This is a genomic window from Streptomyces sp. NEAU-sy36, from assembly GCF_013423905.1.
Taxonomy (GTDB): Bacteria; Actinomycetota; Actinomycetes; order Streptomycetales; family Streptomycetaceae; genus Streptomyces; species Streptomyces misionensis.
This window is the reverse complement of record NZ_CP058977.1, coordinates 7,420,770-7,440,722: the sequence shown is the minus strand read 5'-3', so window position 1 is coordinate 7,440,722 and position 19,953 is coordinate 7,420,770. Positions and strand designations below refer to the sequence as shown.

The following is a 19,953-nucleotide window of genomic DNA, read 5'->3' as shown; positions in this document are numbered from 1 at the left end:
AGACGACGGGTTCGACTGGGAGGCGCTGCGCGCCGCGGCCCGGGAGGCGATGGTGCACGCCTACGCCCCCTATTCGGGCTACCCCGTCGGGGTGGCGGCCCTGGTCGACGACGGCCGCACCGTCACCGGCTGCAACGTCGAGAACGCCTCCTACGGCCTCGGCCTGTGCGCCGAGTGCGGCCTGGTCTCCGAGCTGCAGCGCACGGGTGGCGGCCGCCTCACCCACTTCACCTGCGTGAACGGTGAGGGCGAGCTGCTCGTCCCGTGCGGCCGCTGCCGCCAGCTGCTGTACGAGTTCGGCGGCCCGGAACTGCTCCTGGACACCCCCGAGGGCGTCCTGCCGCTGTCCGGGATGCTCCCGCAGGCCTTCGGCCCGGACCATCTCACCAAGTAACTCCCGTACGGCCCCCCTGACCACCTCAGGGGGGCCGTACACCTTCGCACCTCCCGGAAGGAAGCCACCAGCCATGGCCATGGACGCCATCTCCGTCATCCGCACCAAGCGGGACCGCGGCGAGCTGACCGACGAGCAGATCGACTGGGTCATCGACGCGTACACCCGCGGCGAGGTCGCCGACGAGCAGATGTCCGCGCTCGCCATGGCGATCCTGCTCAACGGCATGAACCGGGGCGAGATCGCCCGCTGGACGGCGGCCATGATCGCCTCCGGCGAGCGCATGGACTTCTCCACGCTGTCCCGCCCGACCGCCGACAAGCACTCCACCGGAGGCGTCGGCGACAAGATCACCCTGCCGCTGGCCCCGCTGGTCGCGGCCTGCGGCGCGGCCGTACCGCAGCTGTCCGGCCGGGGCCTCGGCCACACCGGCGGCACCCTCGACAAGCTGGAGTCCATCCCCGGCTGGCGCGCCCTGCTCTCCAACGAGGAGATGCTGGACGTGCTGGACTCGGTCGGCGCGGTGATCTGCGCGGCGGGCGACGGTCTGGCCCCCGCCGACAAGAAGCTGTACGCGCTGCGCGACGTCACCGGCACGGTCGAGGCCATCCCGCTGATCGCCTCCTCCATCATGTCCAAGAAGATCGCCGAGGGCACGGGCTCCCTGGTGCTGGACGTGAAGGTCGGCTCCGGCGCCTTCATGAAGACCCTGGCGGACGCCCGTGAGCTGGCCTCCACCATGGTGGGCCTGGGCACGGACCACGGCGTGCGCACGGTCGCGCTGCTGACGGACATGTCCACCCCGCTCGGCCTGACGGCGGGCAACGCGCTGGAGGTCCGCGAGTCGGTGGAGGTCCTGGCGGGCGGCGGCCCGGCGGACGTGGTCGAGCTGACCCTCGCCCTGGCCCGCGAGATGCTGGACGCGGCCGGCCTGAAGGACGCCGACCCGGCCAAGGCGCTGGCCGACGGTTCGGCGATGGACGTCTGGCGCCGCATGATCGCGGCCCAGGGCGGCGACCCGGACGCCCCGCTGCCCACCTCCCGTGAGCAGCACGTGGTGACCGCCCCGTCCTCCGGTGTCCTCACCCGCCTCGACGCCTACGACATCGGCATCGCCGCGTGGCGCCTTGGCGCCGGCCGCGCCCGCAAGGAGGACCCGGTGCAGGCCGCCGCGGGCGTCGAGCTGCACGCCAAGCCCGGCGACACGGTGACCGAGGGCCAGCCCCTGCTGACCCTGCACACCGACACCCCGGACCGCTTCGACTACGCCCTCCAGGCGGTGCGGGGCTCCTACGACATCGCCGCCCCGGGCACGGACTTCACGCCCACCCCGGTGGTGCTGGAACGTATCGGCTGACCTGCTGCCTCCTCATGCGGATGAACGGGACCGGTGGACCTGCGCCGGTCCCGTTCGGCATGCCGGGACCGGCGACGCCCGACAGGAGATCGCCATGGGCGCACGCACCGTCGGCCGACGCTCACCCCAGGACCGTCGCCACCCCCGCCAGTACCGGCACCGAGACCACCGTCGACAGCAGGATCGAGTCGCGGGCCAGGGACTGGGCGACGTGGTAGCGGGTGGCGTAGGTGAAGAGGTTCTGGGCCGCCGGGAGGGCGGAGGTGACGACCACGTCGAGCAGGGGGGCGCCGTGAAGGTGGAAGAGGGACGTGGCCAGGGCCCAGGCGGCCAGTGGCTGGCCCAGGGCCTTCAACGTCACGGAGAGGAAGACCAGTCGGCGGTCCGGGCCGCGCCAGGGTGCCGCGCTGCCGTGCAGGGACATGCCGAAGGCCAGCAGGGCGGCGGGGACGGACATGTCGCCGATCAGGGTGAGCGGCTCCATCACCGGGCCGGGGAGCCTCCAGCCCGCGGCCGACACCACGACCCCCGACAGCGATCCCACCGCGATCGGGTTGCGCAGCGGCGTCAGCAGGCGCTGCCCGAGCGTGCCCTTGTCGCCCGTGCCCGACAGGTCCAGCACGGTGAGCGCGACCGGCGTGACCAGGACGACCTGGAAGAGCAGCACCGGCGCCACCAGTGACGCGTCGCCGAGGACGTACGCGGCGATGGGGATGCCGAGGTTGCCCGAGTTGACGTATCCCGAGCACAGCGCGCCGATCGTCGTACGGCCCGTCCCCCACCGCCGCGCCGCCCCGACCGCGACGAACACCGCGCAGACCGCCGCGGTGCTCAGCGCCGTCACCAGCAGGCGGGCGGAGAAGAGCACGGACAGATCCGCCTTGGCCAGGGTGGTGAACAGCAGCGCGGGACCGGCCACCGTGAACGCCAGCCGCGTCAGTACCTCCACGCCCTGCGCCCCGAGCGTCCCGCGCCGCCCGAGCACATAGCCCGCCCCGATCACGACCGCGATCACCGCGAAACCGCTGAGTACCCCCGTCACGGCCCCAACCCTCCAGCGGGCACGCGCGGTTGGTCAATGTGATTCCGATCGTCCCCGGCGCCGCGATGAGTTTCGCCCCGCCCGGTCGTCTACCTCCCGTGGACGCCGAGGAACTCCCCGTGCTCGTGCTGCCCGGAACCGCGGGGCGCGACGAGGTGCCGGTGCTCTGTGCCGCCGTACGGGCCGCGCTGGAGCGCACCGGCGCCCGGACCGTCGTGTGCGACGTGGGCGCGTTCGGGCCGCCGGGCCTGGCCGAGGTGGACCTGCTGGCCCGGCTGGAGCTGGCCGCGCGCCGGGCCGGCGGGCGGATCCGGCTGCGTGCTCCCGCCCCCGCGCTACGCGCCCTCCTCGCCCTCGCCGGCCTCAGCTTCCAGATGGAGGGGCAGACCGAAGAGCGGGAACCAGCGCCCGGTGTCGAGGAAGCAGTGGAAACCGGTGATCCGGCCCCCTGACAGCTCCAGCACCTGCACCGCCCACGGGCTGAAGCCGCCGTTGTCCGGGTCCGGCTTGTAGTGCGCGAACCCCGGCAGCCCGTTGGCCCGCACCGGCACCAGCCGCGAGCCGGCACAGGAGGCGCCGATGGTGGACATGAAACCGGTGATGTCCGCCGGCCCGCGCAGCCACAGGTCGAACGGCGGCATCGTCATGACCGCGTCCTCGTGCAGCAGCGCCGTCAGCGCCGCCATGTCGTAGCCCTCGAACGCCTTCACATAGCGCTCCAGCAGCTTCTGCTGCTCCTCGTCCAGCGGGTCGGACACCTCGCCCTCGGCACCGGCCTGCGACCGCTCGGCGAGCGTGGCCCGCGCCCGCTGCAACGCGCTGTTGACCGAGGCGACCGAGGTGTCCAGCAGCTCGGCGACCTCGCTCGCCTTCCACGCCAGCACCTCGCGCAGGATCAGCACCGCCCGCTGCTTGGGCGGCAGCTGCTGCAACGCCGCCATGAACGCCAGCCGGACCGACTCCTTGGCCACCGCGGCCTCCGCCGGATCGCCCACCGCCGGCAGCACCCGTGCGTCCGGCACCGGCTCCAGCCAGGTGTGGTCGGGGCGCGGGGACAGCGCCGCCTGCGCCAGCGGTGTCGCGTCGGTCAGATCCATCGGCCGCGCCCGTCTGTTGCCCGCCGACAGCATGTCCAGGCACACGTTCGTCGCGATCCGGTACAGCCACGAGCGCAGCGACGACCGGCCCTCGAACCGGTCGTGGCTGCGCCAGGCGCGCACCAGCGTGTCCTGCACCGCGTCCTCCGCCTCGAAGGAGGACCCGAGCATCCGGTAGCAGTAACCGGTCAGCTCGGTCCGGTGCCTCTCCAGGACGACGTCGATCCCCGCCGTCGCCGTACCGTCACCCATCGCCCACCCGTCCCCTGACCGTTCGTACGCGTCTTCGCGTCCCACCACTCGCGAAGCTACCGCAGCCCACTGACAATGACCGCCGGAGTCGTAAAGCGACCGAATCAGACCAATTGCTTTACGGACATGAGCAGGTGTCGATGGTCGTCCGCCGCCCCGGTGCCGCCGAGCAGCGCCCGCTGACCCGCCCCGAGCAGCTCGATCCGCAGCCCCGGGCACGCGAAGGAGTTCAGCGCGTCCAGCAGGTACGCCGGATTGAACGCCACCGTCGCCTCCTCCGCGCCGCGCAGCACGGCCGGCAGCCGCTGTGCCGCCACGTCGTCCCCGTAACCCGCCCGCACCAGGAGCGTGCCCCCGTCCGCGGCGAAGTCCAGCCGCACCGGGCTGTTCGCCTCGGCCACCACCGCCACTCGCCGCACCGCCTCCGCCAGCGCCTCGGTGTCCACCTCGGCGACCGAGGCACCGGTCAGCTCGAACAGCGTGCCGTACCCCGGCAGCCGGCCGTCGAGACGCCGCAGCAGCGTCCGCGCGCCCCCGCCCTCGAACCCCACGACCCCGCCCGTCCCGTCCCCCGGCGCCAGCAGCACCCGCGCGGACCCGCACCGCGCCAGCCCCCGCGCCGTCTCCAGCAGCCGCCGCGCGGGCAGCAGCACCTCCACCGGCTCCCCGGCCGCCGCCCCCGGCCGCCACGTGAGCCGCCGTACCGCATAGCGGTACCGGTCGGACGCCGACAACGTCAGTTCCGCGCCCTCCAGCCGGAGCTGGACCCCGGTGAGCACCGGCAGCGTGTCGTCCCGCCCCGCGGCCACCGCCACCTGACCGACGGCCGTCGCGAACGCCTCCGCGTCCACCGCCCCGTACTCCGCCGGCGCCGCGGGCAGCGCCGGATACTCCTCGTACGGCAGCGTCGACAGCCCGAACCGGGTGCCGCCCGCCTCCACGGTGAACCGCGTCCCCTCCAGCGCGCAGCTCACCGGCCCCTCCGGCACCACCCGGCAGACGTCCAGCAGCCGCCGCCCGAGCACCAGCACCCGGCCCGCCGCGCCCACCTCCGCCCCGGTCTCCACCCGGGCCGAGGTCTCGAAGTCGGACCCGGACACCGTCAGCCGTCCCGCCTCGGCGGTCAGCAGCAGTCCGCCCAGCACGGGCACCGGCGTCCGCGCCGGCAGCGCCCGCGCCGCCCTGGCCACCGCCTCCGCCAGCTCCCCGCGCGCGATCCGGAACTCCATACGGCAAACCCCCTGCGTCGATGGCCAGTTGCCCCGCGGACGCTATCCGCGCCCACTGACAACCGGCCCCGACCAGGGGGAACGCGAGACCTCGCGGGCTACGCCGGAGCCGGCTCCCGCCGCGCCGCACGCGAGCCGAGGACCGTGATGGCGACGACCCCGCAGATCGCGAGCAGGCCGACGCCCACCGTGCCGGACCAGCCGTCGGAGTGGAAGGCCACGGCCCCGACCGTGCTGCCGACGCTGGAACCGATGTAGTAGGCCGACTGGTAGAGGGCGGAGGCCTGGGCACGGCCGTGGGTGGCGGTCTTGCTCACCGCCGAGGAGGCGACCGCGTGCCCGGCGAAGAACCCCGCCGTGATCAGCACCAGACCGAGCAGCACCAGGGGGAGCGACCCGGCCAGGGAGAGGAGCAGCCCCGCCGCGGTCGTGCCGCCCGCCAGATAGAGCGCGCCCCGGCGGCCGACCCGGCCCACCAGCCGGCCCGCGGTGGACGCCGAGACCGTGCCCACCAGATAGACCAGGAAGATCGAACCGATGATGCCCTGCGGCAGCCCGAACGGCGCGCCCGTCAGCCGGTAGCCGATCACCGTGTACACGCCGCCGAACACCGTCATGAACAGCGCGCCGATCGCGTACAGGCGGCGCAACAGCGGGTCGCACAGGTGGTCGCGGACCGTGCCGAGCAGGACGCGGGGGCGCAGCGAGCCCGCCGTGAAGTGCCGCGGCGCGGGCAGCAGCAGCCGGAACGCCACCGCGCACCCGACCGCGACCAGTCCGATCACGCCGACCGAGACCCGCCAGCCCCACAGCTGCGCCACCCAGCCGGTGATCACCCGGCCGCTCATGCCACCGACGCTGTTGCCGGCCACGAACAGACCGATCGCCGTGACCAGCGCCCGCGGCCGCACCTCCTCGGCCAGGTACGCCTGCGCCGACGCGGGCAGCCCGGCCAGCGCCGCACCCTGCACCGCGCGCAGCGCCACCAGCGCGCCGATCGACGGCGCGAAGGGGACCAGCAGGCCGACGGCCACCGCGACCGACAGCGACGCCGTCATCACCGCACGGCGGCCGAAACGTTCCGACAGCGCGCTCATCGGCAGCACGAACAGCGCGAGACCACCGGTCGCGGCCGCCACGGTCCAGCTCGCCTCGCTCGCCGCGACCCCGAGGTCGTCGGAGATCAGCGGCAGCAGGGCCTGGGTGGAGTACAGCAGGGCGAAGGTGGCGACCCCGGCGAGGAAGAGGGCGAGGCTCATCCGGCGGTAGCCGGGGCCGCCCGGCGTCATCCGGGTGTCGGGCGTCTCGGCGGCGGTGCGGGACTCGGTGGCGGTGACGGGCGCGTCGGCGTCCACGGTCGTGGACGCCCCGGTACTGGCGGGAGACATGCCTCGACCGTAGGGACACTCCTTACATCCGTCCAATGCATGGAATCGCCATAATCGATCCCATGGAGCATCAGCAGAGGTCACAGCCCCGCCTGTCACCATCTGGTGACACAGAAGACATGGCGCTGTTGCTCGCGCCCCGCCTCGCCTACTTCGCCGGCGTGGCCCGCACCGAGCACGTCACCCGCGCCGCCCAGGAGATGAACGTCCCCCAGTCCACCCTCTCGCGCGCCATCGCCCGGTTGGAGGAGGACCTGGGCGTCGACCTGTTCGCCCGTCGCGGCCGCACCCTCGTCCTCACCACCGCGGGCCGCGCCTTCCTCGCCTCCGTCGAACGCGCCCTCGCCGAGGTGGAACGCGCCGCCGAGGAGGTCCGCGCGGACGCCGACCCGGCCACCGGCAAGGTCGCCTTCGGCTTCCTGCACACCATGGGCGCCGAGACCGTGCCCGGACTGCTGCACGCCTTCCGCGCCGAGCACCCCCGCATCCGTTTCAGCCTGGTCCAGAACTACGGCGAGGCCATGCTGGAGGGACTGCGCGCCGGCCGGCTCGACCTGTGCCTGACCTCCCCCGTCCCGGACGCCCCCGACCTGGTCGCCCGCCGCCTGGACGAGCAGAAGCTCCGCCTGGTCGTGCCCGCCGACCACCCGCTGGCGGCCCGCCGCCGGATCCGGCTGGCCGAGGCGGCCGAGGAGAACTTCGTCACCCTGGAACCCGGTTACGGCCTGCGCCGCATCACCGACGCCCTGTGCCGCGAGGCCGGATTCGCGCCCCGGATCGCCTTCGAGGGGGAGGAGGCGGAGACACTGCGGGGGCTGGTCGCGGCCGGCCTCGGGGTCGCCCTGCTGCCGCCGCCCACGGTGCCGAGGCCGGGGGTGGTGGAACTGACGGTCACCGCGCCCCGGGCCGTCCGCGAGATCGGCGTCGCCTGGCCGGCCGGCCGCCCGGACACCCCGCCGGTGGCCGCCTTCAAGAAGTTCCTGCTGTCGAGGCGGGGCAACCTGCTGCCCTGAACCGGCCCCGGGGCTCAGCGCCTGAGCGACCTGCCGAACCCGGCGGCCAGCGGCATCCGCAGCCCTATCGGCGGCGGCGCGGCCAGCGCGTCCTCGACCGGCCGGGAGACCGGATGCCCGAACAGCGCGCCGCGCACGAAGTCGGCCGCCAGCGCCACGACTTCGTTGCGGTGGCCGAGCAACCGGTGCCCGTCGGAGTGCACCTCGAACCGGCACACCTCCCGGTTCACCTTCTTCGCCCGTGCCGCCAGCCGGAACGACAACTCCGGGTCGGTACGCCGGTCGTTGGTGCCGTGCACGATCATCACCCGCCGCCCCACCAGCTGCTTCACCGGCTCGGCGGGCGCGGCCACGTCCTCCTCGGGCAGCCACGGGGCCAGCGCCACCACGGAGTTGACCGCCTCGTGGCCCCCCGCCCGCAGCGCCGCCCGGCCGCCCATGTCGACGCCGACCAGGCACACGGGAACGTCCCCGTACCGCCGTACGATCTCGTCCGCCGCCCACTCCGCGTCGGCGGCCGGCCGGGCCTCGCTGCCGTTCCAGCCCCGGCAGCGGTAGCGGACGGCGTGCACGGCCACCCCCTCCGCGCGCCCCTCCCGGGCGAACCGGCGCCCCAACGACCGGACGAACGCCGCCGACCACACCGGGGACCGCCTGCGCGTGGAGACCTCCTCCCCACCGGGCAGCAGCAGCACCGCCCCGCACACCGAGGCCGGCTCCGCCCCGACCACCCTGCCCAGCCCGGCCGTTCGGACCCGAGTCGCTTGCTGTCCCATGACAGAACAGTGTCAGAAGGCGCGGTGTACAAAACCCGTACGTGCGGTCACCTTTGCGTATCGGCGTAAAGGAGACGGAAAACGTCCGGCCTCGTCCGGGTGTGGACCCGGCGATTTCTACGCGCGTAGGCGTTACAGTGCGGAAATGACGAGCCAGACTGCACCGAAGGGGACCGTCCCGGCGAACCTCCCGGCGCCGGTTCCGACGCCGGACCAGATCCGCCGGGCGCCCAAGGTTCTGCTGCACGATCATCTCGACGGCGGGCTCAGGCCGGGCACCGTCGTCGCACTCGCCCACGAGTCCGGGTACGCGGAGCTGCCCGAGACCGACCCCGACAAGCTGGGCATCTGGTTCCGCGAGGCGGCCGACTCCGGCTCGCTGGAGCGGTACCTGGAGACCTTCCGGCACACCGTCGGCGTGATGCAGACCCGGGACGCCCTGGTCCGGGTCGCCCGGGAGTGCGCCGAGGACCTCGCCGAGGACGGTGTCGTCTACGCCGAGGTGCGGTACGCACCCGAGCAGCACCTGGAGCGGGGGCTGACCCTCGAAGAGGTCGTGGAGGCCGTCAACGAGGGCTTCCGAGAGGGGGAGCGGCTGGCCCGCGAGAACGGGCACCGGATCCGGGTCGGCGCCCTGCTGACCGCCATGCGGCACGCGGCCCGCTCGCTGGAGATCGCCGAACTCGCCAACCGCTACCGGGACTCCGGCGTCGTCGGCTTCGACATCGCCGGTGCCGAGGCCGGTCACCCGCCCACCCGGCACCTGGACGCCTTCGAGTACCTCAAGCGCGAGAACAACCACTTCACCATCCACGCCGGCGAGGCGTTCGGGCTGCCGTCCATCTGGCAGGCGCTCCAGTGGTGCGGCGCCGACCGGCTCGGGCACGGGGTGCGGATCATCGACGACATCGAGGTCCGCCCGGACGGGTCGGTGCGGCTCGGCCGGCTCGCGTCGTACGTCCGGGACAAGCGGATCCCGCTGGAACTGTGCCCCAGCTCCAACCTCCAGACGGGGGCCGCGCCGTCGTACGCCGAGCATCCGATCGGGCTGCTGCGCCGGCTGTTCTTCCGGGCCACGGTGAACACCGACAACCGTCTGATGTCGCACACCACCATGAGCCAGGAGTTCGAGCACCTTGTCGACGCGTTCGGTTACACGCTCGACGACATCCAGTGGTTCTCCGTCAATGCGATGAAATCAGCGTTCATTCCTTTCGATGAACGACTTGCGATGATCAATGACGTCATCAAGCCCGGATACGCGGAGCTGAAATCCGAATGGCTGTTTCAGCAGGCCGCTCCGACCAGCGGTTCTGCCGGGTTCGAGGGGTAGCGCACCGTCTTTTTGGATTCGGCATGCGGACACGTTTTCACAGCGTGTCCGCATTTCGGTGTTTGCGGGGTGCGGCATACCGTGTTTACGGTCGTGGACCGCTCGGATCGTTTGCGATCCGCCCTCTCCCGTCTCCGCATTCAAGGACGCATTTACCATGAAGCAGTCTGCCGCCAAGACCCTCGGTGTCGCCGCCCTCGGTGCCGCCATCGCCGCCGTCGGCGCGGGCGCCGCCCAGGCGGCCCCCGCCACCTCGCAGGCCCTGGACAGCGTGGCCACGTCGCTGCCGGCCGAGAACGTCGCCAAGGCGCTGCCGGGAACCGTCGAGGCGGTCGCCCAGGGGCAGAACGCCCTGGGTACCGGAGTGGCCGCCGCGCAGCCCGCCGTGCGGAAGGTGCTCGCACAGGGGCCGACCGCGCCCGTGGCGGGGCTGCTCGGCGGTCTGCCGGTGGGCAAGACCGGCCTGCCCACGCACGGCATGGGCCTGAACGGTCTTCCGCTCGGCTGACACCGCCGCACGGCGCAGCCCGTACAACGGCGCTGGGGCGCCCCGGGACCGACCGGGGCGCCCCAGCCGCGCGTGTGTCACCAACCGGCGGCGTGGACCTTGTCCTCGGACGGCAGCAGGATCCACAGGGCTATGTAGAGCAGGAACTGCGGGCCCGGCAGCAGGCAGGACAGCAGGAAGATCACCCGCATCGTGGTGGCGGAGGTGCCGAAGCGGCGGGCGAGGGCCGCGCACACTCCGCCGATCATGCGGCCGTGGGTGGGGCGGGCAAGGGCGGTCATGTCGCTGTCCTCCGTAGTCGTCGATCGCTCGTTCCAACTGCCTTCGACGATACGGGTGCGAAGCGGACGAAGCGTCACTCTAAGGAGCTATTCCGACCCTGGGAATCCTCGGGGTCCGCCCCTGAGAAAGCTCCTCCGGGACGACGGCCGGCTCGCTGTCCGACTGCTCGCGCATCCGCTCCCACCTGCGCAGACGCGCCCGCGCCGCGGGTACGACGAGCAGATGGGCCAGGATCACGCCGGTCGTGTTCAGCAGCAGGGAGTCCACGTCCACGACCCGGCCGGGGACCCCGGTCTGCAACAGGGCTATCCCGAGGGAGACGAGGGCGGCCGCGGCGGCGGTGCGGAGCAGGGAGGCGAGCGGCGAGACGGTGAGCCGGCCGTTGGCCATCGGCAGCAGCACGCCGAGCGGCGCGAGCAGGGCGACCCCCTCACCCAGCGGCTTCACCGCGGCAGGCCACCCGAGGGCCAGGTCGGCCCTGATGCCGGCGAGCGGGTGCAGATTGGGCGGCGTCACCCACGGCACGTCCAGAGGCCGCAGCATCAGCCAGGCGACGTAGGCGAGGTGGGCGAGGAGGAGGATGCCGCCTGCCGCACGGATGCGGATGGCGGCGCTGCCGCCGAAGTCCCCTTGACGCTGCACGCCCCCGTAGACGCGCGGGTCCGCACGATCGGTTCCGCATAGGCGCTTCGGGCCGGTGTGGGAGGGATTCGGGGCACCGGCGCGCTCGACCTCCGCCCGCGCTGGACGTGCCCCTTGCCGGTCGCTACCCGGCGCCCTCCGTCACCTCGCTCTGCGGCGGCGGCGTACCGTCCGGCCTGTTGCGGACCTCCTCCGTGCACGCGTAGCGGCGCAGGGGGGAGGGCGCGGGACCGCCGAGGACGACCGAGCCGTCGGCTTCCGTGGCGGCCGAGTCGGACAGGGTGCAGACCAGTTGGGCGAGGGCGGTGGCGGGGAGGCGGGACGGGGGCGTGCCGAGGCGGAGGGTGTCCTCGGGGTCGTGCGGGGCGGGGCCGGAGACCGTGAGGCCGCCGGGGACGCGGGTGGTGTAGCCCGCCGACCGCTCCGCCGGTGAGGGGGCCGCCGCCAGCTGGTCCAGCAGGCCCTGGGCCACCATCACCCGGCGGCGGGCGTCCGGGGTGCCCTCGGGGACCCGTACCGTGCGGTCCACCGTGACCAGGGACTCCCGGCACAGGAGGAAGACCTGCACCGGGACGCCGTGTGACGTCTGGGTCGCCAGGTCGGGGCCCGCCAGCGAGCACGGGACGCGCGACGGCGCCGGGCCGAAGTCGGTCGGCACCTGGGTGGCCCGGATGCCGCAGCCGGTGAGCAGGACGGCCAGGAGGGGAAGGGCCAGCAGGCCCCGGCGTCGTACCGGCGTCATGATCCCTCCTTCCCCGGGGCGTCGTCACCGTTCCCGCCGTCGTTCCGCGCCGGTTCCTCCGTCAGCAGCGAGGCGTCCCGGGGCAGGCGGAGGGTGAACACCGCGCCGCCCTCGGGCGAGTTGGCCGCCGTGATCTGGCCGCCGTGGATGTGCGCGTTCTCCATCGCGATGGACAGGCCGAGACCGCTGCCCTCGGAGCGGGGGCGGGAGGCGCTGGCCTTGTAGAAGCGGTCGAAGACGTGGGGGAGCACCTCTTCGGGGATGCCGGGGCCGTGGTCGCGGACCTGGATGACCACCGAGTCGGAGGCCTCGCGCACCGAGACCCGTACCGGCGAGCCGCCGTGCTTGAGCGCGTTGCCGATCAGGTTGGCGAGGATCACGTCCAGGCGGCGCGGGTCGAGGCGGGCGTGGATGCCGCGATCGGCGTCCAGTTCCACCGCGTCCAGCCAGGCGCGGGCGTCGATGCAGGCGGTGATCTGGTCGGCGACGTCGACGTCGTCCAGGACCAGCCGGGCGGTGCCCGCGTCGAAGCGGGTGACCTCCATCAGGTTCTCGACCAGGTTGTTCAGGCGCCGGGTCTCGCTGACCACCAGCCGGACCGCGGGCTCGATCATCGGGTCGATGCCGCCCGCCTCCGAGTCCAGCTCCTCCTCCAGCACCTCGGTGACGGCGGTGATGGCGGTGAGCGGCGTACGCAGTTCATGGCTCATGTCGGCGACGAAGCGCCGGGACGCCTCGTCCCGCGCGGCCATGTCCGCGACCCGCTTCTCCAGGGCCGCCGCCGCGTTGTTGAACGTCCGGGAGAGATCGGCGAGTTCGTCCGTCCCGGAGACCCGCAGCCGGGTGTCCAGCTTGCCCTCGCCGAGCCGCCGCGCGGCGACGCCAAGGCGGTGCACCGGCTTGAGCACGGTGGTGGCGGCGGCCTGCGCGAGCAGCGCGGCGCCGATCAGCGCGAGCCCGGTGGCGATGCCCAGCGACCAGGCCAGCGAGTCGAGGTCCTTCGCCTCCGGCTCCAGGGTCTTCGCCATGTAGCCGGTCGGGCCGCCGCCGATCACCCGCGTGCCGGCGACCAGGTAGGGCGTGCCGTGGTCCACGACCCGCTGCCAGTACAGGTGGTACGGCTGCTTGTTGACGTCGGAGACCTTCTGCTGCCGGTTCACCGCGGTACGCAGCGACTTGGGCACGTCCTCCAGCGAGAAGCCGTTGATGCCGCCCGAGTTGCCGTACACCGTCTTGCCGTGCGGGTCCTGGCCGACCAGGAGCACGCTGAAGCTCTGGCTGCTGGAGGCCATCTGGCCCGCGGTGCGCTGGAGTTCGTCCTGGGTCGGGTGGGCCGGCAGGGCGCCCGCGCGGTTCTGCATCTCCTGCCGGAAGTCGCGCAGCACCGCGTCCTGGGCGCGGGTCAGCACGGCCTCGCGGTTCAGCCAGTAGGCGATGCCCGACGCGGACACCGCGGCGGTGAGGGCGACGAGCCCGAAGACGACGACCAGTCGCAGCCTGAGACTCGTGAACCTGAGCCGCGTCAGACTTCCCCTACGGCCCGCGGCCCAGCCGCGCAGCCCCCCTTGCGTATCGGTCACTGAGGAGCGTCCAGGCGGTAGCCGACACCACGGACGGTACGGATCAGGGTGGGGGACGAGGGCACGTCCTCCACCTTGGCGCGCAGCCGCTGCACACACGCGTCCACCAGGCGGGAGTCGCCCAGGTAGTCGTGCTCCCACACCAGCCGCAGCAACTGCTGCCGCGACAGCGCCTGTCCGGGCCGCCGGCTCAGCTCCAGCAGCAACCGCAGCTCGGTCGGGGTGAGCTGGAGGTCCTCGCCGTTCTTCGTCACCGTCATCGCCGAGCGGTCGATGACCAGGTTGCCGAAGGTCGCCGAGTCGCTGGACTCCCGCTCCCCGCGCCGCAGCACGGCCCGGATCCGGGCGTCCAGCACCCGCCCCTGGACCGGCTTGACCACATAGTCGTCGGCGCCGGACTCGAGTCCGACGACCACGTCGATGTCGTCGCTGCGCGCGGTCAGCAGGATGATCGGCAGCTGGTCGGTGCGCCGGATGCGCCGGCACACCTCGAACCCGTCGATGCCGGGCAGCATCACGTCCAGCACGATCAGGTCCGGCCGCTGCTCGCGCAGCAGCTTCAGACCGTCCTCGCCACTGGCAGCGGTGGTCACACGGTGCCCCTGGCGCGTCAGTGAGAGCTCCAGGGCCGTACGGATGGCGTCGTCGTCCTCGATCAGCAACAGGGAAGGCACCCGCCCATTCTGGCCCATGGCCGGGGTGTCGTACGACCTGTCCGTATCAGGCCCGCACCATCACCACCGGCTGTGCACTTCCTGTGACGCGGCCGGTGTCCCGGGTCCTGTGACAGGTCTGTGACAGTCGGCGGACACGGCGATGAAGTGATCGCGGCAGGCTTTTGGTCACGGGCACGGCGGGGAGCCGGATCCGGCCGCACCGGCCGGAACAGCCCGGAGCACGACCAGGCGGAGCCCGGAGCACGACCGGGCGAGGCCGGGAGCACGACCGAATCACCGGAAGTCCACGACGGGGAGCGCGAGATGAACACGCTGCACGGCATCAGCACCAGCGCAGTGGTCACGCGTCTGCACGACGTGCACCGGGGTTCCGAGAAGTCCGGTGCCGAGGGGGGTCCCTCCCGCACGAGCACGTTCGAGCGTGGGGGAGGGCGGGGGTGCCGCGGCACCGGGCGTCAGCACACCGGGTACGCGCAGCAGCCGTACATGACGGTGGTCGACGCGCGTACGGCGGAGCCGCAGGGGCCGAGCGCGTACCGGGAGGACCCGGGGGAGCGTCGCTCGCTGACGGAGGCGGAGTTCACCGCCTACGTCCAGGAGCGCCGCGCCTCCCTGTACGCCACCGCCTACCACCTGACCGGCGACCGTTTCGAGGCCGAGGACCTGCTGCAGAGCGCGCTGTTCTCGACCTACCGGGCGTGGGACCGGATCAGCGACAAGGCGGCCGTCGGCGGCTACCTCCGGCGCACGATGACGAACCTGCACATCAGCGCCTGGCGACGGCGCAAGCTCAACGAGTACCCGACCGAGGAACTCCCGGAGACGCCCGGCGAGACGGACGCGATGCGCGGCACCGAGCTGCGCGCGGTCCTGTGGCAGGCGCTGGCCCGGCTGCCCGAGCTGCAGCGCACCATGCTGGTCCTGCGCTACTACGAGGGCCGTACGGACCCGGAGATCGCGGACATACTCAACATCAGTGTCGGCACGGTGAAGTCCAGCATCTGGCGGTCGCTGCGCCGGCTGCGCGAGGACGAGGTCCTCAGCTTCGGCCGTGACGAGGAGGACGCCTTCGGCGAACTGGTCGCCTGAGGGCGGGGGCCGGGCGGCTGGGGGGCTGCCCGGGAGAACGGGGGAGACACGGGGGACCACGGGGGAACCACCGGGGGGTGGTGGACCCACGGGGGAGGAGCAGGGGGGACACGGGGGAGCACGGGGGAGGAACGGAGAGGGACTGGTCGGACCGGGGGGCCCGACCAGTCCCTCTTCTCCGTCTTCTCCGCGTGATCTCCCGTACGGCGGTCAGGCGGCCGTCTGCTGCCGTGCCCCGCGTCCCGCCGCCGCGGCCGCGAGCCGGCCGAGGGCCTCGTCCCGGTCGCACGGGTGGGCGCCGAGGGACACCTGGCGCGCGATGATCGTGCGCTCCGCGCGCATCAGCCGCCAGCCGCGGCGCAGCAGGAAGGGCACCGACTTGCGGCCCTCCTTCAGATCGCGCAGGAAACGCCGCCGGAAGGTGGTGACCGCACCCCGGCGCAGGCACAACGCGTCCGCGAGCACCCCGAGTTCCCGGCAGCGCTCGACGATCTCCGCGGCGAAGATGCCCTCCGCGATGAACAGCGGCGTACGGCCCAGCCGCAGCGTCTCCTCGCCGGTGCGGGCGCTGAGCGAGATGTCGTACACCGGCACCGGAGTCGACCCCGTGGCGCACAGCCGGGTGATGGCGTCGACGGCGACGTCCGCGTCCCAGGACCGCGGATGGTCCCAGTCGATGTCCGAACTCCCCTCGACCAGGGGCAGCGTCGGGTCGTCGGCCTCCTTGTAGAAGTCGTCCAGGCGCAGGACGGGCAGCCCGGAACGGGCCGCGACCAGGGACTTGCCCGAACCCGAGGGGCCGCACAGCAGCACGACACGGGCGGGGGACGGGGGATGAATGCTCACGGAACACCAGTTTGACGCATGAGGCGCCGCCTGCCGACCCCGCGGTTCGCTTTTGAAGCGCGGGTCACCTCTCAACTACCCTGTGTCGCGACATCATTACCCTGCGCACCAGAAGGTGGCACCAGCGATGGCCCGACACAGCAAGACCCAGCACCCCACCGCGCGGCGCGCCCTGTTCGCCCTGCTGACCACGGGCGCGGCACTGGGCGCGGGCGCGGCGACGGCCCACGCGGACGCCGGCGCCCCGCTCGTGGACGTGCCGTGGCGGCCCACCTCCCTCGGCAAGGTCGACCCGCAGGCCGGCCTCACGGTCCTCACCGGCACGGTCGGCTACGTCACCGGCCCGATCGCCGGCCTCAAGCCCAACCCCCTGGCCGGCACCGGCGTCGACCCCCTCGACAACGGAGTGGGCACCCAGGTCGCCGACTTCAAGCCGGTGGGCTCCCAGATGCTGACCGCCCCGATCGCGGAGGCGGAGTCGCTCGGGGCGGTGCCGGTGGTGGGGCAGGTGATGGGGCTGCTGGGCGGGGGGCGGGGCTGATGCACGACTCCCGTCCGGCCGGCCCGGGAGTCAGGCCCGGGGCGGCTGCCAGCGCCCCGATGTGAACTCGTCCAGCAGCTGCCGGGCGGCGACCGTGAACGGGTGGTCGGCGCCCATGGCGCGCTCCCTCATGGCCGCGACGTCCGACATGAGCGCGATCGCCTCGTCCATGTGCCCGCGGGCGGCGCGGGTCCGGGACAGCAACTGCTGGGCCGAGAGCGCGATCGGGTAGTCGGGTCCGAAACGTTGCCGGTAGGCCTCGGTGACCAGCCGCAGTTCCTGGTCGGCCTCGTCGAAGCGGCCCAGCAGGTACAGCGCCCAGGCGTGGTTGTGGTGCGCGCCCAGGGTCACGGTGTGGTCGGGGCCGAGGAGCCGGGCGCATTCCGCGGGCAAGGACAGCAGCGCGCCACCGTCCTCGGCGACGAGCCGCGCGGCCGGCAGCAGGACCAGCAGGCTCGCGCGGGAGCGCAGGGTCAGGGGGTGGGCGGACCCCAGCGTCCTGCGCCGGCCGGCGATGGTGGCCCGGAGGAGGGAGATGGCTTCGTCCCGCCGTCCGAGATTGCCCAGCACGAGCTGAAGGCCGTGGCAGCTGTCCAGGGTGTCGGCATCGCGCGGCCCCAACTGACGCTCCTGTACGGCCCGAACACGCGTGAGCAGCGACTCGGCCTCCTCGTACCGGCCCAGCCGGAAGAGGGCCCGTCCGGACCTGGAGCGGGCGGCCAGCACGAGCCGGTGTTCCGCGCCGAGCCGCGATTCGCCGAGGTCCGCCGCGGCCCGGGCGGTCTCCCAGGCGGACAGGTACTCCCCGGTGCGGTGCAGGGCGACGGTCAGCCGGGTCACGACGGCCAGCGCGTCGGCCGATGCCCGCGGATCCTGGACGCGCCGCAGCAGGGCGAGCGCGTGGGGCACCAGCAGCCGGAGCAACGGGTCGTGCGGTCCCGCGTCCGGGACGGCGGGGACGACCGCGTCGAGCAGACGGACGGCCGTGGTGTCGAGAACGGGCACCTGCTGCTGCGGTGTGGCCGCCGCGACGCTGTCGAGCAGCACCCCGTGGCTCTGCGCGCACCGCACCCCCACGTCGACCAGTTCGGTGAGGGACTGGTCGAGCAGCGCTCGCAGCGCGCTCTCGCAACGGGACCGGGGGACGACACCGTCGATCTCGGCGCGGTCGAGCACCGAGAGCGGCAGCGGCTCGGGGGCGAAGCGGGACAGCAGCCTCAGCAGGGCGGTCGCTTCATGCAGTCCTCGGGCCTCGAACGCGTCGAGCGTGAGCTGCCACGTCAGCCCTACCGTGTGCCGTGGATCCTGTTCCGACAAGGCATCAGCCCCCTGATCGATGAGTTCGACCCGTTCCCCCTCGTCGAGGCGGTGCCCGTAGGTCTCCATCGTCCAGGGATCGAGCACCTGCTGGGAGAGGAAACCGCCCGCCAGCGTGAGCGCGAGCGGCAGTCGGCCGAGCCGTTCCGCCACCTGCGCCGCCTGTTCGCGTGTGCCGCTGTGGGGGGCGAGGTCGCACAGCACTCGCGCGGCGTCCTCCCGCGGCAGCACACCGATGTGCTGCAACCGCGCACCGGGCCACCAGTGAGGTGCCGACCGGCGCGTGGTCACCACGACGATGCCTCCCGGACTGCTCCTCAGCCAATGGCCGTCCCGCAGGATCTCGGGCTGGTCGGCGTTGTCCAGTACCAGCAGCCAGGGTTCGGGCGACCGGTCGAGGTACTGCCATACGAGATCGGCGGCGGGCCGCAGTCCGTTGCGCGCGGCCAGCAACTCACCGTCGTCCGCGCCGCGGTCGGCGGCGACGGCGAGCATGCCGGCACGCAGGCTCGCGCGGTCGGCGGCGCCGACCCACAGGCCCACCCTGCCGAACTCGCCGGTCGCCTGCTGGAAGAACATGTAGGCGACCGCGGTCTTGCCGCAGCCGCCCATGCCGTGGAGTACGTAGACCTCTCCGCCACGGCGCGTACGCGCACTCGCCCGAAGCCGTTCCAGCACCTCGGCACGGTCCCGCAGTACGACCGGGGGCCGGCCGACCGCCGGACGCCGCACCGAGTCGGGGCCACCGGGTGTGGCAGGCAGTCCCCCGTAATGGTGATGCTCGGTGATGTGCTGGTCGCCGGACGCCTGGTAGACACGGCCACGGTCCTCGGCGCGGCCGTCCATGGCGCCTGCCCCCACAGCTCCCCCCTTGACCAGAATGTGCGGCTCTCGATCGCGAACCGGCCGTTACGCTGAGTACTACGGTGTGCTGCTCTCGGTCAAGCGTAGGGGGACGACGGTATGGCGGACAGGCCGTGGGAAGCCGACCCGACCACGACGTTCAAGCGGCGGCTCGGGAAATCACCGCGGGAATTGGGCAACACGACCGACAACCCCGACTGCCCCGACATCTGGGAGCTGGAGAACGGGGACATAGCCGTCGTGGGCCGGGACCTCACGGAGTCCCTGGGCGGCAGGCTGCCGACCGGGGTCTCCATCGGGGCGGACGAACGGCTCGTAGTCATCCCGAGGAACATGTTGATCGCGGCGAAACCGGACATCCCGAATGTTTGACTCCTTCCCGCAGGGCGTTTTTGAGCGTATGGACCGCCCCGCGTATCACGCGGACTTCCGGCGTGTCCGCGCGAGCGGGATCTCCCACATGAACAAGCTCGAACGCGGCCAGCACTTCAAAGAGCGCGGATTCGCCAGCTGGGAGGCCTTCGCCACCGGTGAATGGGACCGGGCGCTGTCCCTCATCGAGGAGAAGCGCGAGATCTACGCGGAGCAGTTCCGTGAGGCGGCGCGGCTGGGCATCCGGGAACGCCGGCTGCGGGTGGTGGAGTTCCCGGTGACCCCCTACGTGCAGTGGGAACTGTTCGTGCTGCGCCTGCGGGTGGAGCTCGGGGACGAGATCAGAGTGCTCGACGCACGCAAGATCTCGGACATCGAGCGGGAACGTCCCGTACCGGAAGTCGTGATCCTCGGGAACGTCGCCATGTACGAGGTGCTCTACGACGAGGACGGGAACGCCGCGGGTGCCAATCGGTTCACCGATCCGGAGCTCATCCGGGAGACCTCGGCCGGGTTCGAGGCGTTGTACGAGCGCGGGGAGGACTTCCACGTGTTCTTCGACAGGGAGATCGCACCGCTGCCCCCGCCTGTGGCCGCTCCTTGACCGAACGC

The 19,953-nt window shown here is 72.7% G+C and carries 22 protein-coding genes; 10 read left to right on the top strand and 12 right to left on the bottom strand.

Annotation, left to right across the window (positions count from 1 at the left end; genetic code table 11):
* The first annotated feature begins 49 nt into the window (after positions 1 to 49).
* Both HZZ00_RS38900 and HZZ00_RS32520 read left to right on the top strand, forming a co-directional pair.
* Entirely contained in the window at positions 50 to 394 is a 345-nt protein-coding gene (locus HZZ00_RS38900) for a cytidine deaminase (protein ID WP_070026377.1), read from the top strand.
* Between the two features lie 79 nt (positions 395 to 473).
* Positions 474 to 1,751 (top strand): thymidine phosphorylase, encoded by a 1,278-nt coding sequence (locus HZZ00_RS32520; protein WP_177330035.1) that lies wholly within the window; start codon positions 474 to 476, stop codon positions 1,749 to 1,751.
* Positions 1,752 to 1,872: 121 nt separating this feature from the next.
* Here the strand turns inward: HZZ00_RS32520 and HZZ00_RS32515 are convergent, their stop codons facing one another.
* Complete coding sequence (locus HZZ00_RS32515; protein WP_180329720.1) at positions 1,873 to 2,793, bottom strand: AEC family transporter; 921 nt, start codon at positions 2,791 to 2,793, stop codon at positions 1,873 to 1,875.
* Positions 2,794 to 2,858: 65 nt separating this feature from the next.
* Between HZZ00_RS32515 and HZZ00_RS32510 the strand changes: the two genes are divergently transcribed.
* Positions 2,859 to 3,245: an STAS domain-containing protein gene (locus tag HZZ00_RS32510; protein WP_180333801.1), complete on the top strand. Its 387-nt coding sequence runs from the start codon at positions 2,859 to 2,861 to the stop codon at positions 3,243 to 3,245.
* On the opposite strand, the gene HZZ00_RS32505 is transcribed toward HZZ00_RS32510, so the two are convergent.
* The 3 genes from HZZ00_RS32505 to HZZ00_RS32495 form a co-directional block, all read right to left on the bottom strand.
* Positions 3,129 to 4,142 carry a sigma-70 family RNA polymerase sigma factor gene (locus HZZ00_RS32505; protein WP_180329719.1) on the bottom strand — a complete coding sequence of 338 codons (1,014 nt, stop codon included), beginning with the start codon at positions 4,140 to 4,142 and terminating at the stop codon, positions 3,129 to 3,131. The two genes, HZZ00_RS32510 and HZZ00_RS32505, sit on opposite strands and share 117 nt — an antisense overlap.
* Before the next feature lie 104 nt (positions 4,143 to 4,246).
* Positions 4,247 to 5,371: a DNA polymerase III subunit beta gene (gene dnaN / locus HZZ00_RS32500; RefSeq protein WP_180329718.1), complete on the bottom strand. Its 1,125-nt coding sequence runs from the start codon at positions 5,369 to 5,371 to the stop codon at positions 4,247 to 4,249.
* Between the two features lie 98 nt (positions 5,372 to 5,469).
* Positions 5,470 to 6,759: an MFS transporter gene (locus tag HZZ00_RS32495; RefSeq protein ID WP_180329717.1), complete on the bottom strand. Its 1,290-nt coding sequence runs from the start codon at positions 6,757 to 6,759 to the stop codon at positions 5,470 to 5,472.
* A gap of 62 nt (positions 6,760 to 6,821) precedes the next feature.
* Here HZZ00_RS32495 and HZZ00_RS32490 point away from each other — a divergent pair, with 62 nt between their 5' ends.
* Positions 6,822 to 7,772, top strand: coding sequence for a LysR family transcriptional regulator (locus HZZ00_RS32490; protein ID WP_180329716.1), 951 nt, complete (start codon positions 6,822 to 6,824; stop codon positions 7,770 to 7,772).
* 14 nt (positions 7,773 to 7,786) lie between these two features.
* Here HZZ00_RS32490 and HZZ00_RS32485 read toward each other — a convergent pair whose 3' ends face one another.
* Positions 7,787 to 8,548: an alpha/beta fold hydrolase gene (locus HZZ00_RS32485; protein ID WP_180329715.1), complete on the bottom strand. Its 762-nt coding sequence runs from the start codon at positions 8,546 to 8,548 to the stop codon at positions 7,787 to 7,789.
* A gap of 145 nt (positions 8,549 to 8,693) precedes the next feature.
* Here HZZ00_RS32485 and HZZ00_RS32480 point away from each other — a divergent pair, with 145 nt between their 5' ends.
* Positions 8,694 to 9,881: an adenosine deaminase gene (locus HZZ00_RS32480; RefSeq protein ID WP_180329714.1), complete on the top strand. Its 1,188-nt coding sequence runs from the start codon at positions 8,694 to 8,696 to the stop codon at positions 9,879 to 9,881.
* A gap of 157 nt (positions 9,882 to 10,038) precedes the next feature.
* Positions 10,039 to 10,389, top strand: coding sequence for an ATP-binding protein (locus HZZ00_RS32475; protein WP_180329713.1), 351 nt, complete (start codon positions 10,039 to 10,041; stop codon positions 10,387 to 10,389).
* Between the two features lie 77 nt (positions 10,390 to 10,466).
* Here the strand turns inward: HZZ00_RS32475 and HZZ00_RS32470 are convergent, their stop codons facing one another.
* The 5 genes from HZZ00_RS32470 to afsQ1 all read right to left on the bottom strand — a co-directional run bounded on the left by HZZ00_RS32470 (position 10,467) and on the right by afsQ1 (position 14,309).
* Positions 10,467 to 10,670, bottom strand: a complete 204-nt coding sequence (locus HZZ00_RS32470) for a PspC domain-containing protein (RefSeq protein ID WP_180329712.1) — start codon at positions 10,668 to 10,670, stop codon at positions 10,467 to 10,469.
* Between the two features lie 79 nt (positions 10,671 to 10,749).
* Complete coding sequence (locus HZZ00_RS32465) at positions 10,750 to 11,313, bottom strand: VanZ family protein (RefSeq protein ID WP_180329711.1); 564 nt, start codon at positions 11,311 to 11,313, stop codon at positions 10,750 to 10,752.
* 124 nt (positions 11,314 to 11,437) lie between these two features.
* Complete coding sequence (locus HZZ00_RS32460; RefSeq protein ID WP_180329710.1) at positions 11,438 to 12,055, bottom strand: hypothetical protein; 618 nt, start codon at positions 12,053 to 12,055, stop codon at positions 11,438 to 11,440.
* On the bottom strand, positions 12,052 to 13,635 hold the full coding sequence (locus HZZ00_RS32455; protein WP_180329709.1) for a cell wall metabolism sensor histidine kinase WalK: 1,584 nt from the start codon (positions 13,633 to 13,635) through the stop codon (positions 12,052 to 12,054). Before HZZ00_RS32455 ends, HZZ00_RS32460 begins: the two co-directional genes overlap by 4 nt.
* Positions 13,632 to 14,309, bottom strand: coding sequence for a two-component system response regulator AfsQ1 (afsQ1, locus tag HZZ00_RS32450; RefSeq protein ID WP_180329708.1), 678 nt, complete (start codon positions 14,307 to 14,309; stop codon positions 13,632 to 13,634). The genes HZZ00_RS32455 and afsQ1 overlap by 4 nt, the downstream gene beginning before the upstream one ends.
* Positions 14,310 to 14,615: 306 nt before the next feature.
* Here afsQ1 and HZZ00_RS32445 point away from each other — a divergent pair, with 306 nt between their 5' ends.
* The gene (locus HZZ00_RS32445) at positions 14,616 to 15,401 is read left to right on the top strand and encodes a SigE family RNA polymerase sigma factor (RefSeq protein WP_180329707.1); all 786 of its coding nucleotides are present in this window, start codon (positions 14,616 to 14,618) and stop codon (positions 15,399 to 15,401) included.
* A 210-nt stretch (positions 15,402 to 15,611) separates the two neighbouring features.
* On the opposite strand, the gene HZZ00_RS32440 is transcribed toward HZZ00_RS32445, so the two are convergent.
* A complete protein-coding gene (locus tag HZZ00_RS32440) occupies positions 15,612 to 16,214 on the bottom strand; it encodes a uridine kinase (protein WP_070026166.1) in 603 nt (200 codons plus the stop codon).
* Positions 16,215 to 16,374: 160 nt separating this feature from the next.
* Between HZZ00_RS32440 and HZZ00_RS32435 the strand changes: the two genes are divergently transcribed.
* On the top strand, positions 16,375 to 16,788 hold the full coding sequence (locus HZZ00_RS32435; protein ID WP_180329706.1) for a hypothetical protein: 414 nt from the start codon (positions 16,375 to 16,377) through the stop codon (positions 16,786 to 16,788).
* A 30-nt stretch (positions 16,789 to 16,818) separates the two neighbouring features.
* Here HZZ00_RS32435 and HZZ00_RS32430 read toward each other — a convergent pair whose 3' ends face one another.
* Entirely contained in the window at positions 16,819 to 18,951 is a 2,133-nt protein-coding gene (locus HZZ00_RS32430; RefSeq protein ID WP_180333800.1) for a tetratricopeptide repeat protein, read from the bottom strand.
* A gap of 117 nt (positions 18,952 to 19,068) precedes the next feature.
* Between HZZ00_RS32430 and HZZ00_RS32425 the strand changes: the two genes are divergently transcribed.
* Positions 19,069 to 19,341 (top strand): hypothetical protein, encoded by a 273-nt coding sequence (locus HZZ00_RS32425; protein ID WP_180329705.1) that lies wholly within the window; start codon positions 19,069 to 19,071, stop codon positions 19,339 to 19,341.
* A complete protein-coding gene (locus HZZ00_RS32420; RefSeq protein WP_180329704.1) occupies positions 19,334 to 19,945 on the top strand; it encodes a DUF6879 family protein in 612 nt (203 codons plus the stop codon). The genes HZZ00_RS32425 and HZZ00_RS32420 overlap by 8 nt, the downstream gene beginning before the upstream one ends.
* The last annotated feature ends 8 nt before the right edge of the window (positions 19,946 to 19,953 follow it).

Excerpts from the sequence above, each read along its gene's own strand:
- HZZ00_RS32480 (WP_180329714.1), top strand. The coding sequence starts at position 8,694 with ATGACGAGCCAGACTGCACCGAAGGGGACCGTCCCGGCGAACCTCCCG.
- HZZ00_RS32510 (WP_180333801.1), top strand. The coding sequence starts at position 2,859 with ATGAGTTTCGCCCCGCCCGGTCGTCTACCTCCCGTGGACGCCGAGGAA.
- HZZ00_RS32425 (WP_180329705.1), top strand. The coding sequence starts at position 19,069 with ATGGCGGACAGGCCGTGGGAAGCCGACCCGACCACGACGTTCAAGCGG.
- HZZ00_RS32495 (WP_180329717.1), bottom strand. The coding sequence starts at position 6,759 with ATGTCTCCCGCCAGTACCGGGGCGTCCACGACCGTGGACGCCGACGCG.
- HZZ00_RS32520 (WP_177330035.1), top strand. The coding sequence starts at position 474 with ATGGACGCCATCTCCGTCATCCGCACCAAGCGGGACCGCGGCGAGCTG.
- HZZ00_RS38900 (WP_070026377.1), top strand. The coding sequence starts at position 50 with ATGGTGCACGCCTACGCCCCCTATTCGGGCTACCCCGTCGGGGTGGCG.
- HZZ00_RS32435 (WP_180329706.1), top strand. The coding sequence starts at position 16,375 with ATGGCCCGACACAGCAAGACCCAGCACCCCACCGCGCGGCGCGCCCTG.
- HZZ00_RS32490 (WP_180329716.1), top strand. The coding sequence starts at position 6,822 with ATGGAGCATCAGCAGAGGTCACAGCCCCGCCTGTCACCATCTGGTGAC.
- HZZ00_RS32470 (WP_180329712.1), bottom strand. The coding sequence starts at position 10,670 with ATGACCGCCCTTGCCCGCCCCACCCACGGCCGCATGATCGGCGGAGTG.
- HZZ00_RS32430 (WP_180333800.1), bottom strand. The coding sequence starts at position 18,951 with ATGGACGGCCGCGCCGAGGACCGTGGCCGTGTCTACCAGGCGTCCGGC.
- HZZ00_RS32485 (WP_180329715.1), bottom strand. The coding sequence starts at position 8,548 with ATGGGACAGCAAGCGACTCGGGTCCGAACGGCCGGGCTGGGCAGGGTG.
- HZZ00_RS32420 (WP_180329704.1), top strand. The coding sequence starts at position 19,334 with ATGTTTGACTCCTTCCCGCAGGGCGTTTTTGAGCGTATGGACCGCCCC.
- HZZ00_RS32505 (WP_180329719.1), bottom strand. The coding sequence starts at position 4,142 with ATGGGTGACGGTACGGCGACGGCGGGGATCGACGTCGTCCTGGAGAGG.
- HZZ00_RS32475 (WP_180329713.1), top strand. The coding sequence starts at position 10,039 with ATGAAGCAGTCTGCCGCCAAGACCCTCGGTGTCGCCGCCCTCGGTGCC.
- HZZ00_RS32460 (WP_180329710.1), bottom strand. The coding sequence starts at position 12,055 with ATGACGCCGGTACGACGCCGGGGCCTGCTGGCCCTTCCCCTCCTGGCC.
- dnaN (WP_180329718.1), bottom strand. The coding sequence starts at position 5,371 with ATGGAGTTCCGGATCGCGCGCGGGGAGCTGGCGGAGGCGGTGGCCAGG.
- HZZ00_RS32445 (WP_180329707.1), top strand. The coding sequence starts at position 14,616 with ATGAACACGCTGCACGGCATCAGCACCAGCGCAGTGGTCACGCGTCTG.